The sequence below is a fragment of the Superficieibacter sp. genome, from assembly GCF_032071645.1.
Lineage (GTDB): Bacteria > Pseudomonadota > Gammaproteobacteria > Enterobacterales > Enterobacteriaceae > Superficieibacter.
Map to the genome: position 1 here is coordinate 1 of NZ_DAMAPU010000022.1, position 24,099 is coordinate 24,099.

20 protein-coding genes are annotated in these 24,099 nt (G+C 54.8%); 9 read left to right on the forward strand and 11 right to left on the reverse strand.

Annotated features, from left to right (window positions below):
• Positions 1–397: 397 nt before the first annotated feature.
• Together cpxA and cpxR are read right to left on the reverse strand one after the other, a co-directional pair.
• Positions 398–1,774, reverse strand: a complete 1,377-nt coding sequence (cpxA, locus tag RT197_RS21110) for an envelope stress sensor histidine kinase CpxA (protein WP_312953172.1) — start codon at positions 1,772–1,774, stop codon at positions 398–400.
• Complete coding sequence (gene cpxR, locus RT197_RS21115; protein WP_312953173.1) at positions 1,771–2,469, reverse strand: envelope stress response regulator transcription factor CpxR; 699 nt, start codon at positions 2,467–2,469, stop codon at positions 1,771–1,773. The genes cpxA and cpxR overlap by 4 nt, the downstream gene beginning before the upstream one ends.
• Positions 2,470–2,619: 150 nt before the next feature.
• Here cpxR and cpxP point away from each other — a divergent pair, with 150 nt between their 5' ends.
• From cpxP to pfkA, 3 genes are all read left to right on the forward strand, one after another.
• The gene (gene cpxP, locus RT197_RS21120; protein ID WP_312953175.1) at positions 2,620–3,111 is read left to right on the forward strand and encodes a cell-envelope stress modulator CpxP; all 492 of its coding nucleotides are present in this window, start codon (positions 2,620–2,622) and stop codon (positions 3,109–3,111) included.
• 513 nt (positions 3,112–3,624) lie between these two features.
• On the forward strand, positions 3,625–4,518 hold the full coding sequence (fieF, locus tag RT197_RS21125; protein WP_312953177.1) for a CDF family cation-efflux transporter FieF: 894 nt from the start codon (positions 3,625–3,627) through the stop codon (positions 4,516–4,518).
• 196 nt (positions 4,519–4,714) lie between these two features.
• Positions 4,715–5,677, forward strand: coding sequence for a 6-phosphofructokinase (pfkA, locus tag RT197_RS21130; RefSeq protein WP_312953179.1), 963 nt, complete (start codon positions 4,715–4,717; stop codon positions 5,675–5,677).
• Between the two features lie 98 nt (positions 5,678–5,775).
• Here pfkA and rraA read toward each other — a convergent pair whose 3' ends face one another.
• The 7 genes from rraA to priA all read right to left on the reverse strand — a co-directional run bounded on the left by rraA (position 5,776) and on the right by priA (position 13,726).
• On the reverse strand, positions 5,776–6,261 hold the full coding sequence (rraA, locus tag RT197_RS21135) for a ribonuclease E activity regulator RraA (RefSeq protein WP_312953180.1): 486 nt from the start codon (positions 6,259–6,261) through the stop codon (positions 5,776–5,778).
• Positions 6,262–6,352: 91 nt separating this feature from the next.
• The gene (gene menA, locus RT197_RS21140; RefSeq protein WP_312953182.1) at positions 6,353–7,279 is read right to left on the reverse strand and encodes a 1,4-dihydroxy-2-naphthoate polyprenyltransferase; all 927 of its coding nucleotides are present in this window, start codon (positions 7,277–7,279) and stop codon (positions 6,353–6,355) included.
• A 66-nt stretch (positions 7,280–7,345) separates the two neighbouring features.
• Positions 7,346–8,677, reverse strand: coding sequence for an HslU--HslV peptidase ATPase subunit (hslU, locus tag RT197_RS21145; RefSeq protein ID WP_312953183.1), 1,332 nt, complete (start codon positions 8,675–8,677; stop codon positions 7,346–7,348).
• A gap of 9 nt (positions 8,678–8,686) precedes the next feature.
• Positions 8,687–9,217 carry an ATP-dependent protease subunit HslV gene (hslV, locus tag RT197_RS21150; RefSeq protein ID WP_312953184.1) on the reverse strand — a complete coding sequence of 177 codons (531 nt, stop codon included), beginning with the start codon at positions 9,215–9,217 and terminating at the stop codon, positions 8,687–8,689.
• A gap of 91 nt (positions 9,218–9,308) precedes the next feature.
• On the reverse strand, positions 9,309–10,250 hold the full coding sequence (ftsN, locus tag RT197_RS21155; protein ID WP_312953186.1) for a cell division protein FtsN: 942 nt from the start codon (positions 10,248–10,250) through the stop codon (positions 9,309–9,311).
• A 93-nt stretch (positions 10,251–10,343) separates the two neighbouring features.
• Entirely contained in the window at positions 10,344–11,372 is a 1,029-nt protein-coding gene (cytR, locus tag RT197_RS21160; protein WP_312953188.1) for a DNA-binding transcriptional regulator CytR, read from the reverse strand.
• A 155-nt stretch (positions 11,373–11,527) separates the two neighbouring features.
• Positions 11,528–13,726: a primosomal protein N' gene (gene priA / locus RT197_RS21165; protein WP_312953189.1), complete on the reverse strand. Its 2,199-nt coding sequence runs from the start codon at positions 13,724–13,726 to the stop codon at positions 11,528–11,530.
• A 206-nt stretch (positions 13,727–13,932) separates the two neighbouring features.
• Here priA and rpmE point away from each other — a divergent pair, with 206 nt between their 5' ends.
• From rpmE to RT197_RS21180, 3 genes are all read left to right on the forward strand, one after another.
• The gene (gene rpmE, locus RT197_RS21170; RefSeq protein WP_312953191.1) at positions 13,933–14,145 is read left to right on the forward strand and encodes a 50S ribosomal protein L31; all 213 of its coding nucleotides are present in this window, start codon (positions 13,933–13,935) and stop codon (positions 14,143–14,145) included.
• Positions 14,146–14,479: 334 nt separating this feature from the next.
• A complete protein-coding gene (locus RT197_RS21175) occupies positions 14,480–15,160 on the forward strand; it encodes an oligogalacturonate-specific porin KdgM family protein (RefSeq protein WP_312953193.1) in 681 nt (226 codons plus the stop codon).
• A 67-nt stretch (positions 15,161–15,227) separates the two neighbouring features.
• Entirely contained in the window at positions 15,228–16,769 is a 1,542-nt protein-coding gene (locus tag RT197_RS21180) for an MFS transporter (RefSeq protein WP_312953194.1), read from the forward strand.
• A 119-nt stretch (positions 16,770–16,888) separates the two neighbouring features.
• Here RT197_RS21180 and metJ read toward each other — a convergent pair whose 3' ends face one another.
• On the reverse strand, positions 16,889–17,206 hold the full coding sequence (gene metJ / locus RT197_RS21185; RefSeq protein ID WP_312953195.1) for a met regulon transcriptional regulator MetJ: 318 nt from the start codon (positions 17,204–17,206) through the stop codon (positions 16,889–16,891).
• 261 nt (positions 17,207–17,467) lie between these two features.
• On the opposite strand from metJ, the gene metB reads away from it, so the two are divergent.
• The 3 genes from metB (at position 17,468) to metF (ending at position 22,244) form a co-directional block, all read left to right on the forward strand.
• On the forward strand, positions 17,468–18,628 hold the full coding sequence (gene metB, locus RT197_RS21190) for a cystathionine gamma-synthase (RefSeq protein ID WP_312953196.1): 1,161 nt from the start codon (positions 17,468–17,470) through the stop codon (positions 18,626–18,628).
• Positions 18,629–18,630: 2 nt separating this feature from the next.
• Positions 18,631–21,063: a bifunctional aspartate kinase/homoserine dehydrogenase II gene (gene metL / locus RT197_RS21195; RefSeq protein ID WP_312953197.1), complete on the forward strand. Its 2,433-nt coding sequence runs from the start codon at positions 18,631–18,633 to the stop codon at positions 21,061–21,063.
• Between the two features lie 290 nt (positions 21,064–21,353).
• Positions 21,354–22,244: a methylenetetrahydrofolate reductase gene (metF, locus tag RT197_RS21200; protein ID WP_312953198.1), complete on the forward strand. Its 891-nt coding sequence runs from the start codon at positions 21,354–21,356 to the stop codon at positions 22,242–22,244.
• A gap of 38 nt (positions 22,245–22,282) precedes the next feature.
• Here metF and RT197_RS21205 read toward each other — a convergent pair whose 3' ends face one another.
• Positions 22,283–24,016 (reverse strand): phosphoethanolamine transferase CptA, encoded by a 1,734-nt coding sequence (locus tag RT197_RS21205; RefSeq protein ID WP_312953199.1) that lies wholly within the window; start codon positions 24,014–24,016, stop codon positions 22,283–22,285.
• Positions 24,017–24,099 lie beyond the last annotated feature (83 nt).

Sequence of the window (24,099 nt, forward strand, 5' to 3'; positions counted from 1 at the left end):
TGGGAGATGTGGATCGCTTAAGCCAGCGCTTCGGTGACGAACTCAATAACGACGCCGGACTGTTCCCTCTCCCGGAGGGAGCGGGTCGGCACCGTACCGGCAATTCCCCCTCACCCCGGCCCTCTCCCTGGGGGAGAGGGAGTGATCGGTGCCACGGCTGGGAGATGTGGATCGCTTAAGCCAGCGCTTTGATGACGAACTCAATAACGACGCCGGACTGTTCCCTCTCCCGGAGGGAGAGGGAGTGATCGGTGCCACGGTTGGGAGATGTGGATCGCTTAAGCCAGCGCTTCGGTGACGAACTCTATAACGACGCCGGGCCAGTCCCCTCTCCCTTGAGGGAGAGGGTTAGGGAGAGGGGGAAAGTACGACTCCCGCCCCTCTCCCTGAACCAAAATCACGACCTCTTACTGTACAGCGGTAGCCAAATCACCAGCCGCAGGCCACCGAGCGGGCTGTCTTCCGCCTTCACCCAGCCGCGATGCTGCTGGATTGCCGTTTCAACAATCGCCAGCCCAAGCCCGGTGCCGCCGGATTCGCGGTCGCGGGCTTCATCAGTACGGTAGAACGGGCGGAAAATCTGCTCGCGATCTTCAGGGCTGACGCCCGGACCGTCATCATCTACGGTGACGGTGATCCCTTCTTTGTCCACCGCAAAACCGACCGATATTTTGGTATGCGAATAGCGCAGCGCGTTGCGGACAATATTCTCCAGCGCACTTTCCAGCGCGCTGGGGTTGCCGTACAGCGGCCACGGGCCTGGCGGATATTCAATCGTGAAGGATTTGCCCATCTGCTCTGCTTCAAAGGCGGCGTTATCCAGCACGTCTCCCCACAGTTGATTGGCCTTCATCGTCTGGCTGACCAGCGCGTTCTTTTGCTGATTGCGCGACATCACCAGCAGATCGTTAATCATGCTGTCCAGCCGGTGCGCTTCGGTTTCAATGCGCTCCAGTTCTTTGCTTTCACCGCTGCGGCGACGCAGCAGGGCGGTGCCGAGCTGAAGACGAGTCAGGGGCGTGCGTAGCTCATGGGATATGTCCGACAGCAGGCGCTGCTGGCTGGTCATCATCCGCTCCAGCGCTGTCACCATCTGGTTAAAACTGGCTCCCGCCGCCTGAAACTCCTGCGGTCCGGCTTCCAGTTCAGGATGTTGCCGCAGGTTGCCCTGCGCCACCTCGTCCGCCGCGTTTTTTAACTTACGCGCCGGGCGTGCCAGGCTCCACGCCAGCCACAACAGCAGCGGTGCGCTCACCAGCATAGTGACGATTAACAGTAAAAGCGGGCGGTCAAACAACAGGTTGATAAAGTCGGACTGTGAACTGCTGGCGGGGCGGATCAGGTAAAGCTGATAGTTGTCTTCACCATCGCGAATCGAAAACGGTCCGACCATCTCGACCCGACCGTATTTTTTCTTTTGCGGCTGATCGGCATCATCAGACTGGCCGATAAAGTTACGAATGATCTGCATTTCGCTGCGTTCTGCGCCAATCACTCTCCCTTCGCTGGTCACAAGTACCAGCCGCTGCCCCGGTGGAGCCCATTTGTCGATAGCGCGAAACAGCCGACGCCACCACATCAAATCATTTGGCGGATCGGTGGCAAGTTCAGCTTCAACATGCTGTTCTATCATTACGCCCTGGCGCTGCTCGCTTTCCAGTAGTTCGGTCATCTGGCGCGAATCGAGCTTGGGCAGCATGAGCACCAGCATCAGTACCAGTGCCAGCGTGAGCCAGAAAATGGCAAAGATCCTGGCGGTCAGGCTTCCAATCATGAAGCGGAAACCATCAGATAGCCACGCCCGCGCAGGGTTTTAAACCACGGGTGGCCGTCTTTCCGCTCCGGCAGCTTGCGCCGCAGATTGGAGATATGCATATCGATAGCGCGATCGAACGGCGTCAGACGTTTACCCAGCACTTCCTGGCTAAGATGTTCGCGAGAAACCACCTGACCGAGATGCTGCGCCAGCAGATACAGCAGGGTGAACTCGGTGCCGGTCAGTTCCAGCGTTTCACCGTCGAAACTGGCTTCCTGACGGCCCGGATTAAGGCTAAGGCCGTCCACTTCAACCGTCGGCGAACCCGTGTCGCTATTTTGCTGCTGCTCACTCCAGTGTGAACGGCGCAAAATAGCGCGGATACGCGCGACCAGTTCGCGATCGTTAAACGGTTTAGGTAAATAGTCATCCGCGCCCAGCTCAAGGCCAAGTACGCGATCCAGTTCGCTGCCGCGCGCGGTCAGCATAATAACGGGTGTCTGGTGTGTCTGGCGTAGCTCTTTAAGCGTGTCGATACCGTTTTTCTTCGGCATCATCACGTCGAGTAAAAGCAGGTCGATGCTGTCATCAATCAACGTCAGCGCCTGTTCCCCATCGTGAGCAACTAAAACGTTAAAGCCTTCCATGTCGAGTAGCTCTTTAAGTAACGAGGTGAGCTCCCGATCATCATCAACTAACAGGATTTTATTCATTTTTTAAATACCTCCGAGGCAGAAATTACGTCATCGAAGCGCGCTAATCCATGACTTTACGTTGTTTTACACCGCCTGACGCTAGTTTGCAGCCTGAATCGTAGACTGTCTCTCGTGGAATCGCGAAACAAAGTTTTTTGGGAGCAAGTGATGCGCAAAGTTGCCGCTGCCGTCATGGCCTCAACGCTGGCACTCAGTCCTTTAAGCCAGGCTGCTGAAGTCGTTACCGGCGATAACTGGCATTCGCACGAAGGACTTATGCAGCGGGGCAGTCAGCAGAGCCACATGTTTGACGGCATAAGTTTAACCGAGAATCAGCGCCAGCAAATGCGCGATCTCATGCAACAGGCCCGGCACGAACAGCCCCCTGTTAATGTTAGCGAAATCGAGGCAATGCACCGCCTGATTACCGCAGAAAATTTTGATGAAAGCGCTGTGCGCGCCCAGGCTGAAAAAATGGCGCAGGAACAGGTTGCCCGGCAGGTCGAAATGGCCCGCGTCCGCAACCAGATGTTTCGCCTGTTAACGCCGGAGCAGCAAGCGGTTTTAAATGAAAAGCATCAACAACGGATAGCGCAGATGCGCGACATTGCACAGCTTCAGCAGAGTGCCCCGTTGAAACAGTTTAATCGCAGTAACTGATGTACCAGTAGTGACATACCCTGTTTTTCCTTGCCATAGACACCATCCCTGTCTTCCCCCTCATGATGAGGGGGTTTTTTTTGAATGGTCAAAATAATTTTCATATAAAATACAGCAAGTTAACTATCTTCAAAATTGACTAAGCGTTGACCATATCCCTGCCGGGCTGGAGAGCGTTCACGCGCTTTGCCGCTGGTCAATCGACATAAACTGCCCCGCGTTAATCGCATTTTCTCCAGGGTCCGCGCTATCCCTCAACTCTCCGTTGTATTCAGGACGATAAATCAGGAAGGATATAAATGTATCTTATTAATTTAGATGAGTTTTTGTGGCTTCAGGGGGATGATTCATGGCTAATATGATTTTTTGCCGGGTTTATTGAATTTATCCTCCTGCTCTGTGTGTCTGATGAAGACTTCGCCCGCAAATATTCTTAAATAACGCAGTACCCGCTACCTTTTCTTCCTGCCCGCGACCTACGTTATACTAGGCGGGGATAACGCAGGAGAATCTATGAATCAATCCTATGGGCAGCTGGTTAGCCGCGCCGCCATTGCTGCTACGGTAATGGCGTCCTGTTTATTAATTATCAAAATTCTTGCGTGGTGGTACACCGGCTCGGTCAGTATTCTTGCTGCGCTGGTCGATTCTCTGGTCGATATTGCCGCTTCGCTGACTAACCTGTGGGTGGTGCGGTACTCCCTTCAACCTGCCGATGACGAGCATACCTTTGGTCATGGTAAGGCGGAGTCGCTGGCGGCGCTGGCGCAGAGTATGTTTATCTCCGGTTCGGCGCTGTTTCTCTTCCTCACCGGCATTCAGCATCTCGCCAGCCCACAACCGATGAGCGCGCCCGGCGTGGGGGTCGTCGTGACGCTTATCGCGCTGGTCAGCACGTTGATTCTGGTCACATTTCAGCGCTGGGTGGTACGAAAAACCCATAGCCAGGCCGTGCGCGCCGATATGCTTCATTATCAGTCTGATGTTATGATGAACGGAACCATTCTCATTGCTCTTGGTCTGTCATGGTATGGCTGGCATTGGGCGGATGCGCTGTTTGCGCTGGGGATTGGTGTTTATATTCTGTACAGCGCGTTACGTATGGGGTATGAAGCAGTGCAGGCTCTGCTGGATCGCGCACTCCCTGATGCAGAGCGGCAGGAAATAATCAATACCGTCACCGCCTGGCCGGGCGTGAGTGGCGCTCATGACCTACGAACGCGGCAGTCAGGGCCGACCCGCTTTATTCAGATTCATTTAGAAATGGACGACAATCTGCCACTGGTTCAGGCCCATCTGGTCGCCGAACAGGTTGAGCAGGCTCTTTTACTTCGTTTTCCGGGATCGGACGTCATTATTCACCAGGATCCGTGCTCGGTAGTACCTCAGGAACAACAAAGACTTTGAGTGGAATTTTTTCTTTGTAAAAGTGTGGGCTGGATCGGCATTTTTTGTATAAATTAGCGCCATTTGGCCTGACCTGAATCAATTCAGCAGCAAGGTATTGATATACTATCGGCAGTATTCGTTACGTACTTTGGGTGAGCCTAAGTCCGTTTCCGGCATCAGATTTCATTTTGCAATTCTAAGTTCAGAGGTAGTCATGATTAAGAAAATCGGTGTGTTGACAAGTGGCGGCGATGCGCCGGGCATGAACGCTGCTATTCGTGGCGTTGTCCGTGCAGCATTGACGGAAGGTCTGGAAGTGATGGGCGTGTATGACGGTTATCTGGGGCTGTATGAAGATCGTATGATCCAGCTCGACCGCTACAGCGTTTCCGACATGATCAACCGTGGCGGTACTTTCCTCGGCTCCGCGCGCTTCCCGGAATTCCGTGAAGAACACATCCGTGCCGTGGCTATCGAAAACATGAAAAAACGCGGTATTGATGCGCTGGTTGTTATCGGCGGCGACGGCTCCTACATGGGCGCAAAACGCCTGACTGAAATGGGCTTCCCGTGCATCGGCCTGCCGGGCACCATTGATAACGATATCAAAGGAACCGATTACACTATCGGTTACTTTACCGCGCTGGGCACTGTGGTTGAAGCTATCGACCGCCTGCGCGACACCTCCTCTTCTCACCAGCGTATTTCCATCGTCGAAGTGATGGGCCGCTACTGTGGCGACCTGACCCTGGCTGCGGCAATTGCCGGTGGCTGTGAGTTTGTGATGGTGCCGGAAGTGGAATTCAGCCGTGACGATCTGGTTACCGAAATCAAAGCCGGTATCGCCAAAGGTAAAAAACACGCCATCGTCGCGATCACGGAACATATGTGTGATATCCACGAACTGGCAGACTACATCGAAAAAGAAACCGGCCGTGAAACGCGCGCTACCGTTCTGGGCCACATCCAGCGCGGCGGTTCACCGGTGCCTTATGACCGTATTCTTGCTTCGCGCATGGGCGCGTACGCTATCGACCTGCTGCTTGCAGGCCACGGCGGTCGCTGCGTCGGTATTCAGAACGAACAACTGGTTCACCACGATATCATCGACGCTATCGAGAGTATGAAGCGTCCGTTCAAGGGTGACTGGCTGGATACGGCTAAGAAGCTGTACTAAGACGGTAAATGCCGGATGAAGCCTGGTGCTCGTCCGGCGTTCCCAAAATGAAAAGGGAAGGCGCAAGCCTTCCCTTTTTCGTTCTTGAGCGGAAGCGGTTATTCGATATCCAGCGGATCTTCGGAAAGAATGATGCCGGTATTGTCGGCATACAGATGATCGCCGGAGAAGAAGGTCACGCCGCCGAAATTAACGCGCACGTCGCTTTCGCCGATGCCTTCACCCGTTGCGCCCGCCGGAATAGCGGCAATGGCCTGAATGCCGATGTCGAGTTCTTCCAGGTCGTCAACCTGACGAACCGAACCGTACACCACAATCCCTTCCCATTCATTTTGCGTGGCGGTGCGGGCAAGTTCCGCATCAATTAACGCGCGCCGAACGGAGCCGCCGCCGTCGATCAGCAGTACCCGGCCACGGCCATTCTGTTCGAGCAGATCGTACAGCAACCCGTTATCCTCGAAACATTTCACCGTGGTGATTTGACCACCAAACGAGGAACGGCCACCAAAGTTGGTAAAGAGCGGTTCCACGACGTTAACATCTTCCTGGTAGATGTCACAAAGTTCGGAAGTATCATATTTCATAGGCTTAACGTTCCGTTGCTGCGAGAACCTTCAGTATATCGCGCCAGACGCGCTGTTGGCAAAATCAACAATGTTAATTGATATTTGTCAGCTAATTGACCTTCTGACTTAAGATAATCCCTATCACAAACAGTAAATTAACCAGCAATGCCCCTTTTACGGTGCGTTCCAGCATTGGACGCATGGCGAGCGGGTCACGCTCACGCATGACGTAGCGCGCCTGCCTGACCAACAGCGGCGCGGCCAGGATAAACAGCCAGCCCCACGGACTGCGCAGAGAAATCAGATTGAACAGCGCGAGGCACGCCAGCGCGCCCATCAGCAGGCAAACATGATAGCGCCGGGCGTTAACCGGTCCCAGGCGCACTACCAGCGTGTTCTTGCCGTTTTGCCGATCGCTGTCAATATCGCGCAGGTTATTGATGTTCAGCACCGCCGTCGCCAGCAGGCCGCAGGCGGTGGCTGGCAGGATAATCGCCGGGATCAGCGTATGGGCCTGCAAATACCAGCTCCCCATGACGCTCAGCCAGCCAAAGAAAATCAGCACTGAAACATCACCCAGGCCGATATAACCATAGGGGCGATTGCCCATCGTATAGGTGATGGCCGCGATGATAGAAAGGCAACCCAGCACGAGAAAACCGATAAAATCCGCCATGTTCTGACAGGCCAGCGCCACCAGCACCAGCCCGGATATGCAGGACAGGGCGATGGTGATAATCAGCGCGCGCTTCATCTGGGCGAGGGTAATCGCCCCTTTTTGCATTCCGCGCAACGGCCCGATGCGGTCTGGCTTGTCGCTGCCTTTAACCGCATCACCGTAGTCATTTGCCAGATTAGAAAGGATTTGCAGCAGACCGGCGGTGATGAGCGCCATCAGTGCGACCAGCGGATCGAAATAGCCCTGCCACCAGGCGAGCGCGGTGCCGACCACTATCGCGCTAAAAGCGAGTGGGAGCGTTTTAGGTCGCAGGCTTTCCAGCCACGCCTGGGTTGAGCTAAGAGGTTGTTCAGTCATAATCCCGGCTAATAAAAATGGGGCTAATTAGCCCCATCTGAAGTGATGAAAACGTATTGAGGCCGATTATAAGATAAAACGGCTCAGATCTTCATCTGCCACTAAAGCATCCAGGTGTTTGCTCACATAGTCGGCATCAATCGTGATGCTTTCACCGTTCAGATCGCTGGCGTCGTAGGAGATATCTTCCATCAGACGCTCCAGAACGGTATGCAGACGACGTGCGCCGATGTTTTCGGTGCTTTCGTTGACCTGCCACGCGGCCTGGGCAATGCGTTTGATACCGTCGTCGGTAAACTCAATGTTCACCCCTTCGGTGGCCATCAGCGCTTTGTACTGCACGGTGACGGAGGCGTTAGGCTCGGTCAGAATGCGTTCGAAATCGTTGGTGGTCAGCGCCTGTAGCTCGACGCGGATCGGCAAACGGCCCTGAAGTTCCGGGATCAGGTCCGACGGTTTAGCCACCTGGAATGCGCCAGAGGCAATAAACAGGATATGGTCAGTTTTGACCATGCCGTGCTTGGTGGAAACGGTGCAGCCTTCCACCAGCGGCAGCAGGTCGCGCTGCACGCCTTCACGCGAAACATCCGGGCCGGAAGACTCGCCACGCTTACAGATTTTGTCGATTTCGTCGATAAACACGATGCCGTGCTGTTCAACCGCATCGATGGCATCCTGCTTTAACTCTTCCGGGTTGACCAGCTTCGCCGCTTCTTCTTCAATCAGCAGTTTCATCGCGTCTTTGATTTTCAGCTTACGCGGTTTTTGCTTCTGGCCGCCGAGGTTCTGGAACATCGACTGAAGCTGGCTGGTCATCTCTTCCATACCCGGAGGTGCCATGATTTCAACACCCATCGGCGCAGCAGCGAGATCGATTTCAATTTCTTTGTCGTCGAGCTGACCTTCGCGCAGTTTTTTACGGAATGACTGACGGGCAGCCGACGGTTCCTGCGGTTGTTCAGCCTGGCCCCAGTTGTTTTTGGCCGGCGGGATCAGCACGTCGAGAATACGCTCTTCCGCCATTTCTTCGGCGCGGAAACGGTTTTTCTCGATCGCATGGACGCGAACCATTTTCACTGCGGCATCGGTCAGATCGCGGATGATAGAATCCACTTCTTTACCTACATAGCCCACTTCAGTGAATTTAGTCGCTTCAACTTTGATGAACGGCGCGTTCGCCAGCTTCGCCAGGCGACGGGCAATTTCAGTTTTACCGACGCCGGTCGGGCCGATCATCAGAATGTTTTTCGGGGTGACTTCGTGACGCAGATCTTCTTCAAGCTGCATACGACGCCAGCGGTTACGTAACGCAATAGCCACTGAACGCTTGGCAGCATCCTGACCGATAATGTGTTTGTTCAGTTCGCTGACAATTTCGCGTGGGGTCATTTCAGACATGGGAGATCCTTACGCCTTAGACGGTAATTCTTCAATAGTGTGGAAGTGGTTGGTGTAGATGCAGATATCGCCTGCGATCCCCAACGCTTTCTCCGCAATTTCGCGGGCACCAAGCTCAGTATTTTCCAGCAGCGCGCGGGCGGCGGCCTGGGCATAGGGGCCACCGGAGCCAATCGCAATCAGGTCGTTTTCCGGCTGAACGACGTCGCCGTTACCGGTAATGATCAGCGAGGCGTTTTCATCGGCAACTGCCAGCAGCGCTTCAAGCTTGCGCAGCATCCGGTCGGTGCGCCAGTCCTTCGCCAGCTCAACGGCGGCTTTCACCAGGTGGCCCTGATGCATTTCCAGTTTGCGCTCAAACAGTTCAAAGAGGGTAAAGGCATCGGCAGTGCCGCCCGCAAAACCGGCGATCACTTTGTCGTTGTACAGGCGACGCACTTTTTTGACGTTGCCTTTCATTACGGTATTGCCGAGCGTGGCCTGACCATCACCAGCGATGACCACCTGACCGTTACGGCGTACGCTTACTATTGTTGTCACGAGATGCCCCCCTGGGTGCAAAAGCGGAGTATGCGCCCCGCAGAGTTTGCGGGGCTGAATGCAATTATAAATGGGGGGGATTTTGGGGGTTTCAACCCCCGGAAGCGACTCGAATGCAGTTTGCGTGACCGGCCATTTTCAGACGATTAAGCGTACCGTCGGCGTTATCTTTGCCTTTGATCGGCCCAATCACCACCCGGTTAATGCTGTTGCTGGTGGTGATATGTGAGTCAAAACCTTCAAACGCCAGCTGCGCGCGCACGGTTTCGGCCTGCTCCGCGCCCTTAAAGGCGCCGCACTGCACCATCCAGCGACGCTCGTCTTTTTTCTCTGCCGTCTGCTTCGGTGCTTCAGGCTCGCGCGTGACCGGTGCGGCCTGCTGCGTTTTAGGCTGCGTGGCGTTGGTGTGGGCTGGCGTCTGGATCAGATCCTGATACGGCTGCTGGGTCGCGGTTTGCTTCGGCGGCTGGCTTTGGCGCGGCTGCTGAACGGGCTGCTGCGTACGCGGCGGCTGGGCAGGCTGGGTGTTGGTCCACTGCTGTTGCTGGGCCTGCTGCACCTGGCGCTGACGCTGGAGCGTCTGCTGGCGCTGTTCCGGCGTTTGCTCGTTCCACGGGACTTCATTGAGTTGCGTGGGCTGCTGGCGCATATCGGCCTGCATCTGCTCCAGCAACTGGCGTTGTTCGTCGGTCAGCTGGTTTGGATTCACCACTTCACCACCCGCAGAGGGTTCTGTCGGCGTGCGAATGCCTGGCTGGCGGCTTTCCAGCTCTTTGATGTACTTCCAGCGTTCTTCAGGTTTTGGCGGCAGGCCGTTACCCGTGACCTGACGACCCTGAAGCGTTTCTGACTCTTCTTTTTTATGATGGGTAATAAAGTACAGTCCGCCAATAAAGGCAACCAGTACAGCCGCAGCAATGGCGACCATCGCTGGCGAAACAGCAGGCAGGTTCCGTTGCTTTTGGCGTGAAGTGCTCTTTTTGCGCCGCGAAGAAGCCGGTTGGCTGCGGCGTACATAATCTCGTTGTGCCACTATCGTTTCGCTGTATTTATTTGTTATCTGTCCGTCATGTTACTTAAGCCACGGGCCTTTGACCAGACAGGGGAGTCTTAAAGCGAGTTTACTTTAAGACAATATGTTACCCGTACTGCCCCGGATAATCAGTTCACAATCCAGTAAGCGTGAACCGCTGCTGACATTTTGTCCGTGTAACTGGTCGAGCAGAAGCAGCATCGCTTCACGACCAATCTCAAAGCGCGGCTGCGCCACGGTCGTCAGCGGAGGATCGCAGAACTCAGACAGCGAGATATTATCAAAACCAATGATAGAGAGATCGTCAGGCACTTTCAGCCCCTGACGTTTGGCATACGAGAGTGCGCCAAGTGCCATGACATCGCTATGGCAAAAGACCGCCGTGGGCGGCTTCGGTAGCGCAAGCAATTGCTCCAGCGCTCTGGCTCCCGCTTCATAGGTAAAGTTACCGCGTGCGATGTAATGCGGATCGACGGTGATCCCGCAGCGGCGTAGCGCCTGAACATAGCCCTGCAACCGATAGTGGCACAGCGGCATTTCTTCCGGCCCGGCAATGCAGCCAATGCGCTGGTGCCCCAGCTCGTGCAAATAATTCACGGCATCAAAGGCGGCAGTTAAGTTATCGATATGTACCGTCGGTAACTCCAGCTCTGGCGCAAATTCGTTAGCCATCACCATCGGCGGTAAATTACGCTGCTCTTCGATACTGGCGTCAAACGGCAGCCGGGAGCCAAGCAATAACATGCCGTCAATCTGCTTGGTAATAATCAGATCGATAAAGGTTTTTTCCTGCTGATTCTGATGGGCGCAATCGCCTATCAGGACCAGATAACCCTCTTGTGCGGCGGTAACTTCAATACCCCGGATAATTTCACTAAAAAACGGATCGCAAATATCCGGGACAATCACCAGGAGGGTGCGTGACTCATTACGTTTTGTATTACGGCCAGGCGCTTGTGGATAATAACCCACGTCAATTGCCGCTTGTTCCACCCGATTACGGGTAGCCTGAGACACTTTTTCAGGATTCATTAAGGCCCGCGATACGGTAGCCGTTGAGACTTTTGCCTTAAGAGCAACATCCTTCATGGTTGCCGAAGCAACCGCTTTCCTGGTATTCACCTGTATTCTCCTCGCATAGCGGCGCAGGCACAGAAACATTCCCTGTCTCTGACATCACACACATTTTTATCAGATAGTTATCTGAAGAGTTACAGAAATTTCATGAAAAGTGTGACGAGTGTTAAATTTCTCGATCCGCCTCGCATCGTGGCGGGCTAGCCCTCAATGGGATCGACATCTAACACCCATTTCACCCGGCGGGATTCCGGCAGGGTGTTGATCAGCACCAGCGCGCCGCTGACCACATGTTGCAGGCGCACGCGCGAAGGGTGTTGCAGCAAAATTTGCCAGCGGTAGCGGCCGCCGCGTTTTGGGGCCAGCGCCGGTACTGGCCCCAGCAGCCACAGCTTGTCGTCCGCCAGCGGGCTGGCCTGTAACAGGTTGCGCAGTTGCTGAAGGAACACGGGAGCCTGCTGATTATTATGGTCTTCCGCGCGGATTAACACGTGGCTGGTCCACGGCGGCAGCTGCATGGTTTGACGCTCTGCCAGCGCCTGCTGCGCGAAGGCATCGTAACCCTGATGTAACAGCGTTTGTAATAAAGGATGCTCCGGGTGATGGGTCTGGAGCAACACTTCGCCCTGCTTGCCCGCGCGCCCGGCACGCCCGGAAACCTGGGTATAAAGCTGGGCAAAGCGTTCTGCGGAGCGAAAATCCGCCGAGAACAGCGCACCGTCAACGTCCAGCAATGCCACCAGGGTGACGTCCGGGAAATGATGTCCTTTTGCCAGCATCTGGGTGCCAATGAGAATGCGCGCGCCGCCACGGTGAACCTCTGCCAGATACTGTTCCAGCGAACCTTTGCGGCTGGTGGTATCACGGTCGATACGCGAAATCGGTACGCCGTTAAACAGCGGCGTCAGCGCCTGCTCAAGCTGTTCCGTCCCCATTCCGACCGGCACCATGTGCGTCGAACCGCAGGACGGGCACTGGCGGGGGATTGGACGCTGGCTGTCGCAGTGATGGCAGCGCAGGTGATGCTGCGCCTGATGCAGCGTGTAATAGTGATCGCAGCGCGAACACTCGGCGATCCATCCGCAATCGTGGCATAACAGCGCGGGCGCAAAGCCCCGCCGGTTGAGAAACAGGATCACCTGATTATCGGCCTGAAGATGCTGGCGCATCCGGGCGATCAGCGCCGGGGAAAGCCCGGCCTGCAACTGCTGGCCTTTGAGATCGAGCACATGCTGATTCGCCGGGCGGGCATTACCGGCGCGGCGGGTCAGTTTAAGCTGATGATATTTCCCCTGACGCACATTGTGCAGCGTTTCCAGGGCAGGGGTGGCGGAGCCAAGAATAATCGGGATCTGCTCACTATGTGCGCGATACACCGCCAGGTCGCGCGCGTGATAGCGCCAGCCTTCCTGCTGTTTATAAGAACTGTCATGCTCTTCATCAATGACGATCACGCCGAGGTTTTTAAACGGCGTAAACAGCGACGAGCGCGTGCCGATAACAATTGCCGCCTCGCCATTTTTGGCTTTCAGCCAGGCGGAGAGGCGCTCGCTGTCGTTGAGACCGGAGTGCAGCACTTCTACCGGCGCGTTGAAACGTTCACGAAAACGGGCGATAGTCTGCGGCGTCAGGCCAATTTCCGGCACCATCACCAGGGCCTGTCTGCCCTGCGCCAGCACGTTTTCGAGAACGCTTAAGTAGACTTCCGTTTTACCGGAGCCGGTCACGCCTGCCAGCAGCCAGGCGGAGAAGCTATCCGATGCGCTGTGGATTGCGCCAACGGCGGTGGCCTGCTCGGTATTCAGCCGCAACCGTTCACCGGTCACGGCATAACCCGTGCGCCAGTCGCTCAGCGCGACCGCTTCACTGCTCAGATCGCTCAGTCCTTTTTTACGCAGCGTCTGTAAGGCCGCGTCGTTAAATTCCAGTTCCGCCACCTGATGCCGCCAGATCTTCCCCTGGCGCAGCGCGGCCAGCGCCTGCTGCTGCTTCGGCGAGCGTTTCAGGCTGTTAATATCCACCGCCTGGCCCTGTTCAGTCGCGAACCAGTACCAAAGCGGCGCGGCGCTGGCGGGTTTGCCCTGTCGCAATAAAATCGGCAGGGCGTGAAACAGCACGTCGCCGACAGGATGATGATAGTAATCCGCCGCCCAGAGCAATAACCGCCAGACGGAGGTCGAAAAGACCGGCTCGTCATCGAGCACTTCAACCACGGCTTTCAGTTCGCTGAGCGGCAAATCGCTGGTATCGCTGACCGACACCACGATGCCGATGCGTTCCTGCTGCTTGCCAAACGGCACGCGCACGCGACAGCCCGCTGTCACCGACATCTCCTGCGGCAGCAGGTAGTCGAAAGTGCGGGGCAGCGGAACGGGCAGCGCAACGTGAGCAACGGGCATAAGATCATCCTGACTTGAAAACTGGCGGGATAGTATACACATTGTAAGAGGCGGCGAGCGGATCAGTTTGCATCCGCTGGTTAAATTCTGTATGATTCGCCCCCTTTGGTGCGTTAAGCGCGCATTAAAAACAACTATCATTCAACATCGCGTGGTGTCTGGCGTTAGGGCTGGAAGAGCGACGCGGCCTTAAACTGAGGTTTTCCATGAAAAAAGATATTCACCCGAATTATGTAGAAATTACTGCAAACTGCTCTTGCGGTAATGTGATCAAAACCCGCTCTACCGTGGGTCACGACCTGAACCTGGACGTGTGCAGCAAATGCCACCCGTTCTTCACTGGCAAGCAGCGTGACGTTGCGACCGGTGGCCGTGTTGACCGCTTCAACAAGCGTTTCAGCATCCCAGGCAGCAAGTAAGTTATTGCTTCCAGAAAAAAGCGCCGCAAGGCGCTTTTTTTGTATCTGCATTATCAATAATGCAAATGATACCAACTCCCCCATAAATGAAACGGCGTTCTCTATTTAATGATAAATTGTTTCTATTGTTGATCCTGGTCTTTACGATCTTTATTTTTCTGCCATTTATTTTGATTTTTGGCAAAAACCGAAAGGTTTTTATTAAGCGCCTCCAATAAACTCCCTGTCGTCATATAAATCTACTATCAGGCATTAATTTTTATCAGTGATTGGCTCATTGGTGAAATTGATTAGTTTATTTTATTTTCGCGTTCTCTTTTTGAGAGGGTTTGTTATGAAGTCGAAATATGCTTTATTACTTGTTCCATTAATTTCCGGTGCTGCCCATGCAGGTTATGTTGATTATCGTCATGAATATTATGACGACGGGCGTAATTATGACCGTGTTTATATGTCTCACCGTTTTGCGACGGGTTTTGGTGTTGCGGTAGAGGCCGTCTCCCGTTCAAATGATGCGCAGTCTGAAAAGCCGCTCAATAATATGGAAGGCAACAGCAGCGAGTATACGGCAAGCTACCAGACGGTCTGGCACGATCTGGTCTGGCAGCCAGGGATTGCAGTGGAGACAGGCGACAACATTGCTATCTACAAGCCGTACATCCGCGTGCAGTACAACATCAGCGATAACTGGTGGACCGCCTTCCGCTATCGTCAGGAATATGCGCGACGTAATACAGACGGTAAAGACGATCGCATGGTTTACCGCCCGGAAGCCTGGCTGGGTTATAACATCGATAACTGGATGTTTGAACTCAACGGCTTTTATAAATTTGCCGATCATGAGAATTTATATAATAACGAAAAGCGCGATTATGAATATAACTTCCGCGTGGCGCATAAATTTGGTCAATGGGTACCGTTTGCTGAAGTTGGTAACGTTTCCTCTGGCTATAACACCGCAACGACCGATGATCGACAAACACGTTATCGTGTAGGTATTGGCTACAACTTCTGATGATTATTTAAATAACTGCACGGCTTATGCCGTAAAAATTCCAGTGCGTAAATATCAGGGTATACAGATGAATAAGCGCAAAATTGGTATTGCAAATTATCTGGCGTACGGCTCCGGCGATTGCCTCGGGGCGGGGACGACAGCGCTTACCGCAGCATGGTTACTTTATTTTTATACGACGTTTTGTGGACTCACGCCTATTGAAGCAACGTTTATTTTCGCGATGGCGAGAATTCTGGATGCTGTCGTCAGTCCGCTGATGGGCTATCTGACCGACAATTTCGGCAATACGTGGTTAGGTAAACGTTTTGGCCGCCGCAAGTTCTTTATTTTACTGGGTATTCCTTGCGTGTTCTCCTATAGCTTAATGTGGATGGGTGACATGAGCTATTGGTATTACCTGTTTACCTATCTGCTGTTTGATATCGTCTACACCATGATTCTGGTTCCTTACGAAACGCTGGTGCCGGAAATGACCGATGACTTCAAACAAAAAACCAAATTCTCCGGCGCGCGCATCGGGATGGCACAACTGTCGGCGATTCTGGCGGCCTTCCTGCCGGGCGTCTTGCTGAATCACTTTGGTAAAGATAACGCTGTCTCCTTCTTCTATGCCAGCCTGGTCTTCTCCATCATGTGCGCCGTGGTGCTCACGCTGGTGTGGTGCTTTACCTGGGAGCGCACCCGCAGTGAGGAAGAGCTGGCGGCGCAGGCTGAAAAACTCACCCTCGGGCAAAGCCTGCGTCGACTGGTGATCGAACTCAGTTCCACCTTCCGCATCCGTATTTTCCGCCAGCATCTCGGGATGTACCTGGGCGGCTATATCGCGCAGGATGTTTTCAACGCGGTCTTCACCTATTACGTGGTGTTTGTGCTGATGCAAAGCCCGACGCTGGCCTCGGATCTGATGGGGACGATGGCGATCCTGCAATTTATTGCGGTAATGGCGATGATCCCACTGTGCATTCGTTTCGGGCAGGCGCCGTCCTATCGCGTCGTGGTGGTGCTGTTTGGCTTAAGCGCGCTGTCTTATTCTGTCCTGTACTACAGCGGGATGAGCGATAACTACACTTTACTGCTGTTGATTTCCGGGATTGCCGGGCTGGGGCGTGGCGGCATTAACTACATTCCGTGGAATATTTACACCTATATTGCCGATGTGGATGAAGTGGTAACCGGTCAGCGTCGCGAAGGGATTTTTGCCGGGATCATGACTCTGACGCGTAAAGCGTCGCAGGCCGGGGCGGTGATGCTGGTGGGTATTGTGATGCAGATGTCCGGCTTTGTTTCAGGGCAGTCCACCCAGGTGCCAGGCGTTAGCCACACCATTATGATGGTGCTCAGCGGCGGTACGGTGCTCGTGCTGCTGATCGGCTTCCTGATTTCGCTGAAGTTCCGCCTGAACCTGAAAACGCACAGCGTTCTGCGGGAGGAAACGCTGAAAATGCGCCTGGCAGGGCGTCTGACGCCGGAGGCTATCACCCCGGAAGCACGTCAGACGGTAGAAATGCTGGCCGGGATGCCTTACGAGCAACTGTGGGGTAACAATACCATCGGCTATCTCAACCAGCGCAAGGCAGTGCAAAGGCAAAGCGTTTTACATCCATAAAATTGTCAGAAAAAAGGCAGAGGAAAACCTCTGCCTTTTACCGACGGGTGAAAATATCTCACGATGACATCCTTGTGAACACGTAATGGCGGTTCAGCATCATGGAACCGCCAGCTGTATCAGTACTCCCACGTCTCCGGGTCGATCCCCAGCTCACGCATGATCACTTTTGCATCTTCCGGGATCTCATCGCTGCGCTCTTTACGCAGATCGGCGTCATCCGGTAACGGTTGTCCGGTAAAGGCGTGCAGGAACGCTTCGCAAAGCAGTTCGCTGTTGGTGGCATGACGCAGGTTGTTCACCTGACGACGCGTGCGTTCATCGGTGAGGATTTTTAACACTTTCAGAGGAATGGAAACCGTAATTTTTTTGACTTGCTCACTCTTCTTACCGTGCTCAGCGTAGGGGCTGATATATTCGCCGCTCCATTCAGCCATGAGTTACCTTTGATCCTCTCAGTATTAATAAAGGGCCGGGCATACCCAGGCCGTAATTGCGCGTAGTTTACCTTAGTGAGAACGCCGTGACACGAGGTAAGCATTCCCAGATGTGCGCTAATGCATATAATTTTAACGGCTATTTGCCATTTGCTCAATCTATACGCAAAGAAGTTTAGATGTCCAGATGTATTGACGTCTATTGTAACAATGTTTACTCTGGTGCCTGACTTTTCACAGATCTTGCCAGGACACTCCCATATGACGCGTAAACAGGCCACCATCGCAGTGCGTAGCGGGTTAAATGACGACGAGCAGTACGGCTGTGTTGTCCCGCCTATCCATCTTTCCAGCACCTATAACTTCACCGGTTTTAATGAGCCGCGCACGCACGACTACTCACGTCGCGGCAACCCTACGCGTGATGTGGTCCAGCGCGCGCTGGCCGAGCTGGAAGGCGGCGCGGGTGCCGTGTTGACCAATACCGGTATGTCGGCGATCCTGCTGGTGACGACGGTGTTCCTGAAGCCTGGCGATCTGCTGGTTGCGCCGCATGACTGCTACGGCGGCAGCTATCGTCTGTTCGATAGCCTGGCGAAGCGCGGCTGCTACCGGGTGCGGTTTGTCGATCAGGGTAACGAAGAGGCTTTACAGGCGGCGCTGGCGGAAAAACCGAAGCTGGTACTCGTCGAAAGCCCAAGTAATCCATTGTTACGCGTCGTGGATATTGCGAAAATCTGTCAACTGGCGCGTGATGCCGGGGCAGTCAGCGTGGTGGACAACACCTTTTTAAGCCCGGCGCTGCAAAATCCACTGGCGTTAGGGGCCGATCTGGTATTGCATTCATGTACTAAATACCTGAACGGTCACTCGGACGTGGTGGCCGGGGTGGTGATTGCAAAAGATCCCGAGCTTGTCACCGAACTGGCATGGTGGGCCAATAACATTGGCGTCACCGGCGGCGCGTTTGACAGCTACCTGCTGCTGCGCGGTTTGCGCACGCTTTCACCGCGCATGGACGTGGCGCAGCGTAACGCGCAGGCGATTGTCGATTACCTGAAAACCCAGCCGCTGGTGAAAAAGCTATATCACCCGTCGCTGCCGGAAAATCAGGGGCATGAGATTGCGGCACGCCAGCAGAAAGGATTCGGGGCGATGCTGAGTTTTGAACTGGATGGCGATGAGCAAACGTTGCGTCGCTTCTTAAGCGGGCTGTCACTGTTTACGCTGGCGGAATCCTTAGGGGGAGTGGAAAGTTTGATCTCCCACGCCGCCACCATGACGCACGCGGGTATGGCACCGGAAGCGCGCGCCGCCGCCGGAATTTCCGAGACGCTACTGCGCATCTCAACCGGTATTGAAGATGGTGAAGATTTAATTGCCGATCTGGAAAATGGCTTCCGGGTCGCATCGAAGGGGTAATCATGAGTGTGATAGCGCAGACAGGGGCGAAAGTTCGTCAACTGCATAAATTTGGTGGGAGTAGTCTGGCAGATGTGAAGTGTTATCTGCGTGTCGCGGGCATTATGGCGGAGTATTCGCAGCCGGGCGATATGATGGTTGTCTCTGCGGCAGGCAGCACTACCAACCAGTTGATTAGCTGGCTGAAACTTAGCCAGACCGATCGCCTCTCTGCGCATCAGGTTCAACAGTCGCTGCGTCGTTATCAAAGCGAACTGATTGCGGGTTTACTGCCCGCTGACGTTGCCGATGGCTTAATCAGCGCGTTTATCCACGATCTTGAGCGGCTGGCGGGATTACTCGACAGCGGCATTAGCGATGCCGTCTATGCGGAAGTGGTCGGGCATGGCGAAGTCTGGTCAGCGCGTCTGATGTCAGCCGTGCTCAACCAGCAGGGGCTGGAATGTGTCTGGCTGGACGCGCGTGAATTCCTGCGTGCTGAACGTGCGGCGCAGCCGCAGGTCGATGAAGGCTTATCTTACCCGCTGCTGCAACAGCTACTGGTGCAGCATCCGAATAAACGTCTGGTTGTGACCGGGTTTATCAGCCGCAATAATGCGGGCGAAACCGTCCTGCTGGGGCGTAATGGTTCCGACTACTCCGCCACGCAAATTGGCGCACTGGCGGGCGTTTCCCGCGTCACCATCTGGAGCGACGTGGCGGGCGTGTACAGCGCTGACCCGCGCAAAGTAAAAGATGCCTGCCTGCTGCCACTGCTGCGTCTGGATGAAGCCAGCGAGCTGGCGCGTCTGGCCGCGCCGGTACTGCATACCCGTACATTGCAGCCGGTGTCCGGCAGCGATATCGATCTGCAACTGCGCTGTAGTTATACGCCGGATCAGGGTTCAACGCGCATTGAGCGCGTGCTGGCGTCCGGCACGGGCGCACGCATTGTGACCAGCCATGATGACGTCTGCCTGATTGAGTTTCAGGTGCCAGCCAGCCAGGATTTCAAACTGGCGCAGAAGGAGATTGACCAGCTTCTCAAGCGCGCGCAGGTGCGCCCGCTGGCGGTGGGCGTTCACAACGATCGCCATCTTCTGCAATTCTGCTACACCTCTGAAGTGGCCGACAGCGCGCTTAAAATTCTTGATGAAGCCGGACTGCCGGGCGAATTACGCCTGCGTCAGGGGTTGGTGCTGGTGGCGATGGTGGGCGCGGGCGTCAGCCGCAACGCGCTGCACTGCCACCGCTTCTGGCAGCAGCTTAAAGGCCAGCCGGTTGAGTTTACCTGGCAGTCGGAAGAGGGCATCAGCCTGGTTGCCGTGCTGCGGACCGGTCCGACTGAAAGCCTGATCCAGGGGCTGCATCAGTCGGTTTTCCGCGCGGAGAAGCGCATCGGCCTGGTGCTGTTCGGCAAAGGCAATATCGGCTCGCGCTGGCTGGAACTGTTCGCCCGCGAGCAAAGTACGCTTTCGGCGCGGACCGGTTTTGAATTCGTACTGGCAGGCGTGGTGGACAGCCGTCGCAGCCTGCTGAACTATGACGGGCTGGATGCCAGCCGCGCGCTGGCGTTTTTCAGCGATGAAGCGGTCGAGCAGGATGAAGAATCGTTGTTCCTGTGGATGCGCGCGCACCCGTATGACGATCTGGTGGTCCTTGACGTCACCGCCAGCGAGCAACTCGCCGATCAGTATCTGGATTTCGCCAGCCACGGTTTTCACGTCATCAGCGCCAATAAACTGGCGGGTGCCAGCAGCAGCAATAAGTATCGTCAAATTCACGACGCCTTTGAAAAAACCGGGCGTCACTGGCTGTATAACGCCACGGTCGGCGCGGGGCTTCCCGTAAACCATACGGTGCGCGATTTAATCGACAGCGGCGATACTATCCTTTCCATCAGCGGGATTTTCTCCGGTACGCTTTCGTGGCTGTTCCTGCAATTTGACGGCAGCGTGCCGTTTACCGAGCTGGTGGACCAGGCGTGGCAGCAGGGACTGACGGAGCCGGACCCGCGCGTCGATCTGTCCGGTAAAGACGTGATGCGCAAGCTGGTGATCCTCGCGCGCGAAGCGGGCTATAACATCGAGCCGGATCAGGTTCGCGTTGAATCGCTGGTGCCTTCGCACTGTGAAGAGGGTTCGGTTGACCATTTCTTCGAAAACGGCGATGAGCTGAATGAGCAAATGGTGCAGCGTCTGGAAGCAGCACAGGAAATGGGGCTGGTGCTGCGCTATGTGGCACGTTTCGACGCCAACGGTAAAGCCCGCGTCGGCGTGGAAGCGGTGCGTCCAGAGCATCCGCTGGCCTCATTGCTGCCGTGCGATAACGTCTTCGCCATCGAAAGCCGCTGGTATCGCGATAATCCGCTGGTGATCCGTGGGCCGGGCGCGGGGCGCGATGTGACTGCCGGAGCGATTCAGTCGGATATCAACCGCCTGGCACAACTGCTGTAATCACGTGTCAGCATTCGCCGCAAAAACCGCTTTTGCGGCGAATAACCCTTCATTAAACCTGCGGGTTACGCAGCGTCATAGCGCTTTTCCCTCGTGGAGGTAGTGGCTTCGTAAGAGAGTGTCACGGCTTTATCCTGAATCTTTTTCATCTTTACTGAGTAATCCTCACGCCTGGCAACCATTTTTCTGTTGACGCCATCCGTCTTTTCCGTCATTTTTACATCTGGACGTCTAAACGTATAGAAGTTCACAACACAACAAATAATGACATGCGATAGATGAGGTAAGGTATGAGCTTTTTTCACGCCAACCAGCGGGAAGCCCTGAATCAGAGTCTGGCCGAAGTACAGGGTCAGATTAATGTTTCCTTTGAATTTTTCCCGCCGCGCACCAGTGAAATGGAGCAAACCCTGTGGGCCTCTATCGATCGCCTGAGCAGCCTGAAGCCGAAGTTTGTCTCCGTGACCTACGGCGCTAACTCCGGCGAGCGCGACCGCACGCACAGCATCATCAAAGATATCAAAGAGCGTACCGGGTTAATTGCTGCCCCGCACCTGACCTGCATTGATGCTTCGCGCAACGAGCTGCGCGCCATTGCCCAGGATTACTGGAATAACGGCATCCGCCAGATTGTCGCCCTGCGCGGCGATTTACCGCCGGACGGCGGCAAACCGGATATGTATGCCGCCGATCTGGTCGGCCTGCTGAAAGAAGTGGCGGATTTTGACATTTCCGTGGCGGCCTACCCGGAAGTTCACCCGGAGGCGAAAAGCGCGCAGGCGGATTTGCTGAATCTGAAGCGTAAAATCGATGCCGGAGCGAATCGCGCCATCACCCAGTTCTTTTTTGATGTCGAAAGCTATCTGCGTTTTCGTGACCGCTGCGTCTCGACCGGCATTGATGTTGAAATTGTGCCGGGGATCCTGCCGGTCTCGAACTTTAAGCAGGCGAAAAAATTCGCGGATATGACTAACGTGCGCATTCCGTCCTGGATGTCACAAATGTTCAGCGGACTGGATAACGATGCCGAAACCCGCAAGCTGGTCGGCGCGAATATCGCAATGGATATGGTGAAAATTTTAAGCCGTGAAGGCGTGAAAGATTTCCACTTCTACACCCTCAACCGCGCCGAGATGAGCTACGCCATTTGCCACACGCTGGGTGTGCGTCCGGCGGAATAAAGCGAATGGCTCTTCGTGATGAAGCGCCATTCGCCGTCTTACTGATTACCGGGCTGCTTGCCCCACGGCAGGCTGTCGTAGGAAATCAGCGCGTTTTTCCTGTAGGGATTCCCAATCCAGCGGGTGGCTTCGACAAATTTCGGGCTGACCAGCGAGCGCGTTTCGTCGTAGCCGCTATAGCGCAGTCCGGCTAAATCTGACCAGGTATGGATGAGCTGCGAACTACTGTATTTGCGGTTCACGTCGCCGGAAAAATCGCGTGGATGCGCAGCCTGCCACTTTTCTGACGTCCACAGCAGGAATGGAATGGTGTACATATGCCGCGTCGGATTTTCCTCATTACGCCCCTGGATACTGTGCGGCGGGGTGTCGTAAACCTCTTCTCCATGATCGGAAAAATAGAGCAGAAACCCGTCAGGGTCGGTCGCTTTATAATCTTTAATCAGGCTGGCGACCACCCGGTCATTAAACAGATTGGCATTGTCGTAGGCGTTATACGCTTTCTGTTCTCCGGCACTTAGCCCGGCGGGCAGATCATCTTTTTTGCCATCAAATTTCCCCTCGCCTGGCGGATAGCGATACTGATATTTGAGATGCGTTCCCAGCAGATGGACGATGATAAATTTCTTCGGCGCGGGATCGGCCAGCACCGCTTTAAAGGGAGCCAGCACGTTGGTGTCATATTCGCGGGCGCTCTGCATCCGCTGCTGATTCATATAAAACTGTTCGTCGGTCTGCTTCGAGAAGACCGTCAGCATGGTATTACGGGCGGTTAACGTTTGCTGGTTAGTGATCCAGAATGTCTTGTACCCGGCCTGTTTCATCATATTCATCAGCGACGGTTGGGTCAGGTACATATCAGGGTGTTTTTCATCGGCAAAGTTTAGCGCCTGTTGCAGGATCTCAATGGTGTAGGGGCGCGACGTCACCACGTTGTTAAACACGGTGAGCTGACTGTCCGTTTTATGCAGCGCGTCCAGTTCCGGCGTCGTTTCACGCGAATAGCCATACAGACTCATCCGCCCACGCTGGGTGGACTCGCCAATGACCAGCACCAGCGTGCGCGGCGCGTTGCCGGAGGTATCTTGCAGATTTGCCAGCGGAGGGAGTGCGCTGTTTTTATCCAGCAGGCGATTCAGGCTGTCCAGTTGTCGACGGTATTGGTAATAGCCACTGATAAACTGCCACGGTGCGGCAGGTTCCAGACGGGTAGACAGCGTGGCTACCGATCCTTCGAACGATTTATCTTTGAAAATCATGTTCACGGCAACCGGATGCACGACCAGCCCGTACAGCAGAGCGCCAGAAATCAGCCAGCGCCAGCGGCCGGGAAGATAAACCGGACGCAGTCGCGACCAGAGCAGGATCGCCACCGCCGTATAGATGACGGCGATGATAATCAGCTTCAGGCTAAAATACTGGCTGAGGTATTCCCCCGCTTCGCTGGCGTTGGTTTCAAACATCACAAACAGCACGCTTTGCGAGAATTCCTGCCCGTAAATCACGTAATAACTCAGTACCGCGAGTGAGGCCGCCCACAGCATCACACCGATCAACCCCGCGAGCAAACGGGTTCTTTGTGGCAGCAGAAAGAGCGGGATCAACCACAGAGTGCTGAACAACAGCGAATCGCGCAGGCCGTTAGTGCCGCTAAAACCGCTGAAGGTTATGACCGCCTGTAAAAGGGTAGAGAAAAAACAGAAATAAAGGATGGCCAGGCCGAGCGCTTTCCCGCTAAACCTCTGCGGTGACGAAGGAAATGACGAAGACATACGTTTGACCCGTAAACAAATTTACCGGCAAGCGTAGCGGCGAAAGATTAAGCCAACCTTAATTGTCAGAAAGATAGTCAGAA

Coding starts and splice junctions, on each gene's coding strand:
- cpxA (WP_312953172.1), bottom strand. CDS start 1,774: ATGATTGGAAGCCTGACCGCCAGGATCTTTGCCATTTTCTGGCTCACG.
- cpxR (WP_312953173.1), bottom strand. CDS start 2,469: ATGAATAAAATCCTGTTAGTTGATGATGATCGGGAGCTCACCTCGTTA.
- cpxP (WP_312953175.1), top strand. CDS start 2,620: ATGCGCAAAGTTGCCGCTGCCGTCATGGCCTCAACGCTGGCACTCAGT.
- fieF (WP_312953177.1), top strand. CDS start 3,625: ATGAATCAATCCTATGGGCAGCTGGTTAGCCGCGCCGCCATTGCTGCT.
- pfkA (WP_312953179.1), top strand. CDS start 4,715: ATGATTAAGAAAATCGGTGTGTTGACAAGTGGCGGCGATGCGCCGGGC.
- rraA (WP_312953180.1), bottom strand. CDS start 6,261: ATGAAATATGATACTTCCGAACTTTGTGACATCTACCAGGAAGATGTT.
- menA (WP_312953182.1), bottom strand. CDS start 7,279: ATGACTGAACAACCTCTTAGCTCAACCCAGGCGTGGCTGGAAAGCCTG.
- hslU (WP_312953183.1), bottom strand. CDS start 8,677: ATGTCTGAAATGACCCCACGCGAAATTGTCAGCGAACTGAACAAACAC.
- priA (WP_312953189.1), bottom strand. CDS start 13,726: ATGCCCGTTGCTCACGTTGCGCTGCCCGTTCCGCTGCCCCGCACTTTC.
- rpmE (WP_312953191.1), top strand. CDS start 13,933: ATGAAAAAAGATATTCACCCGAATTATGTAGAAATTACTGCAAACTGC.
- RT197_RS21175 (WP_312953193.1), top strand. CDS start 14,480: ATGAAGTCGAAATATGCTTTATTACTTGTTCCATTAATTTCCGGTGCT.
- RT197_RS21180 (WP_312953194.1), top strand. CDS start 15,228: ATGAATAAGCGCAAAATTGGTATTGCAAATTATCTGGCGTACGGCTCC.
- metJ (WP_312953195.1), bottom strand. CDS start 17,206: ATGGCTGAATGGAGCGGCGAATATATCAGCCCCTACGCTGAGCACGGT.
- metB (WP_312953196.1), top strand. CDS start 17,468: ATGACGCGTAAACAGGCCACCATCGCAGTGCGTAGCGGGTTAAATGAC.
- metL (WP_312953197.1), top strand. CDS start 18,631: ATGAGTGTGATAGCGCAGACAGGGGCGAAAGTTCGTCAACTGCATAAA.
- metF (WP_312953198.1), top strand. CDS start 21,354: ATGAGCTTTTTTCACGCCAACCAGCGGGAAGCCCTGAATCAGAGTCTG.
- RT197_RS21205 (WP_312953199.1), bottom strand. CDS start 24,016: ATGTCTTCGTCATTTCCTTCGTCACCGCAGAGGTTTAGCGGGAAAGCG.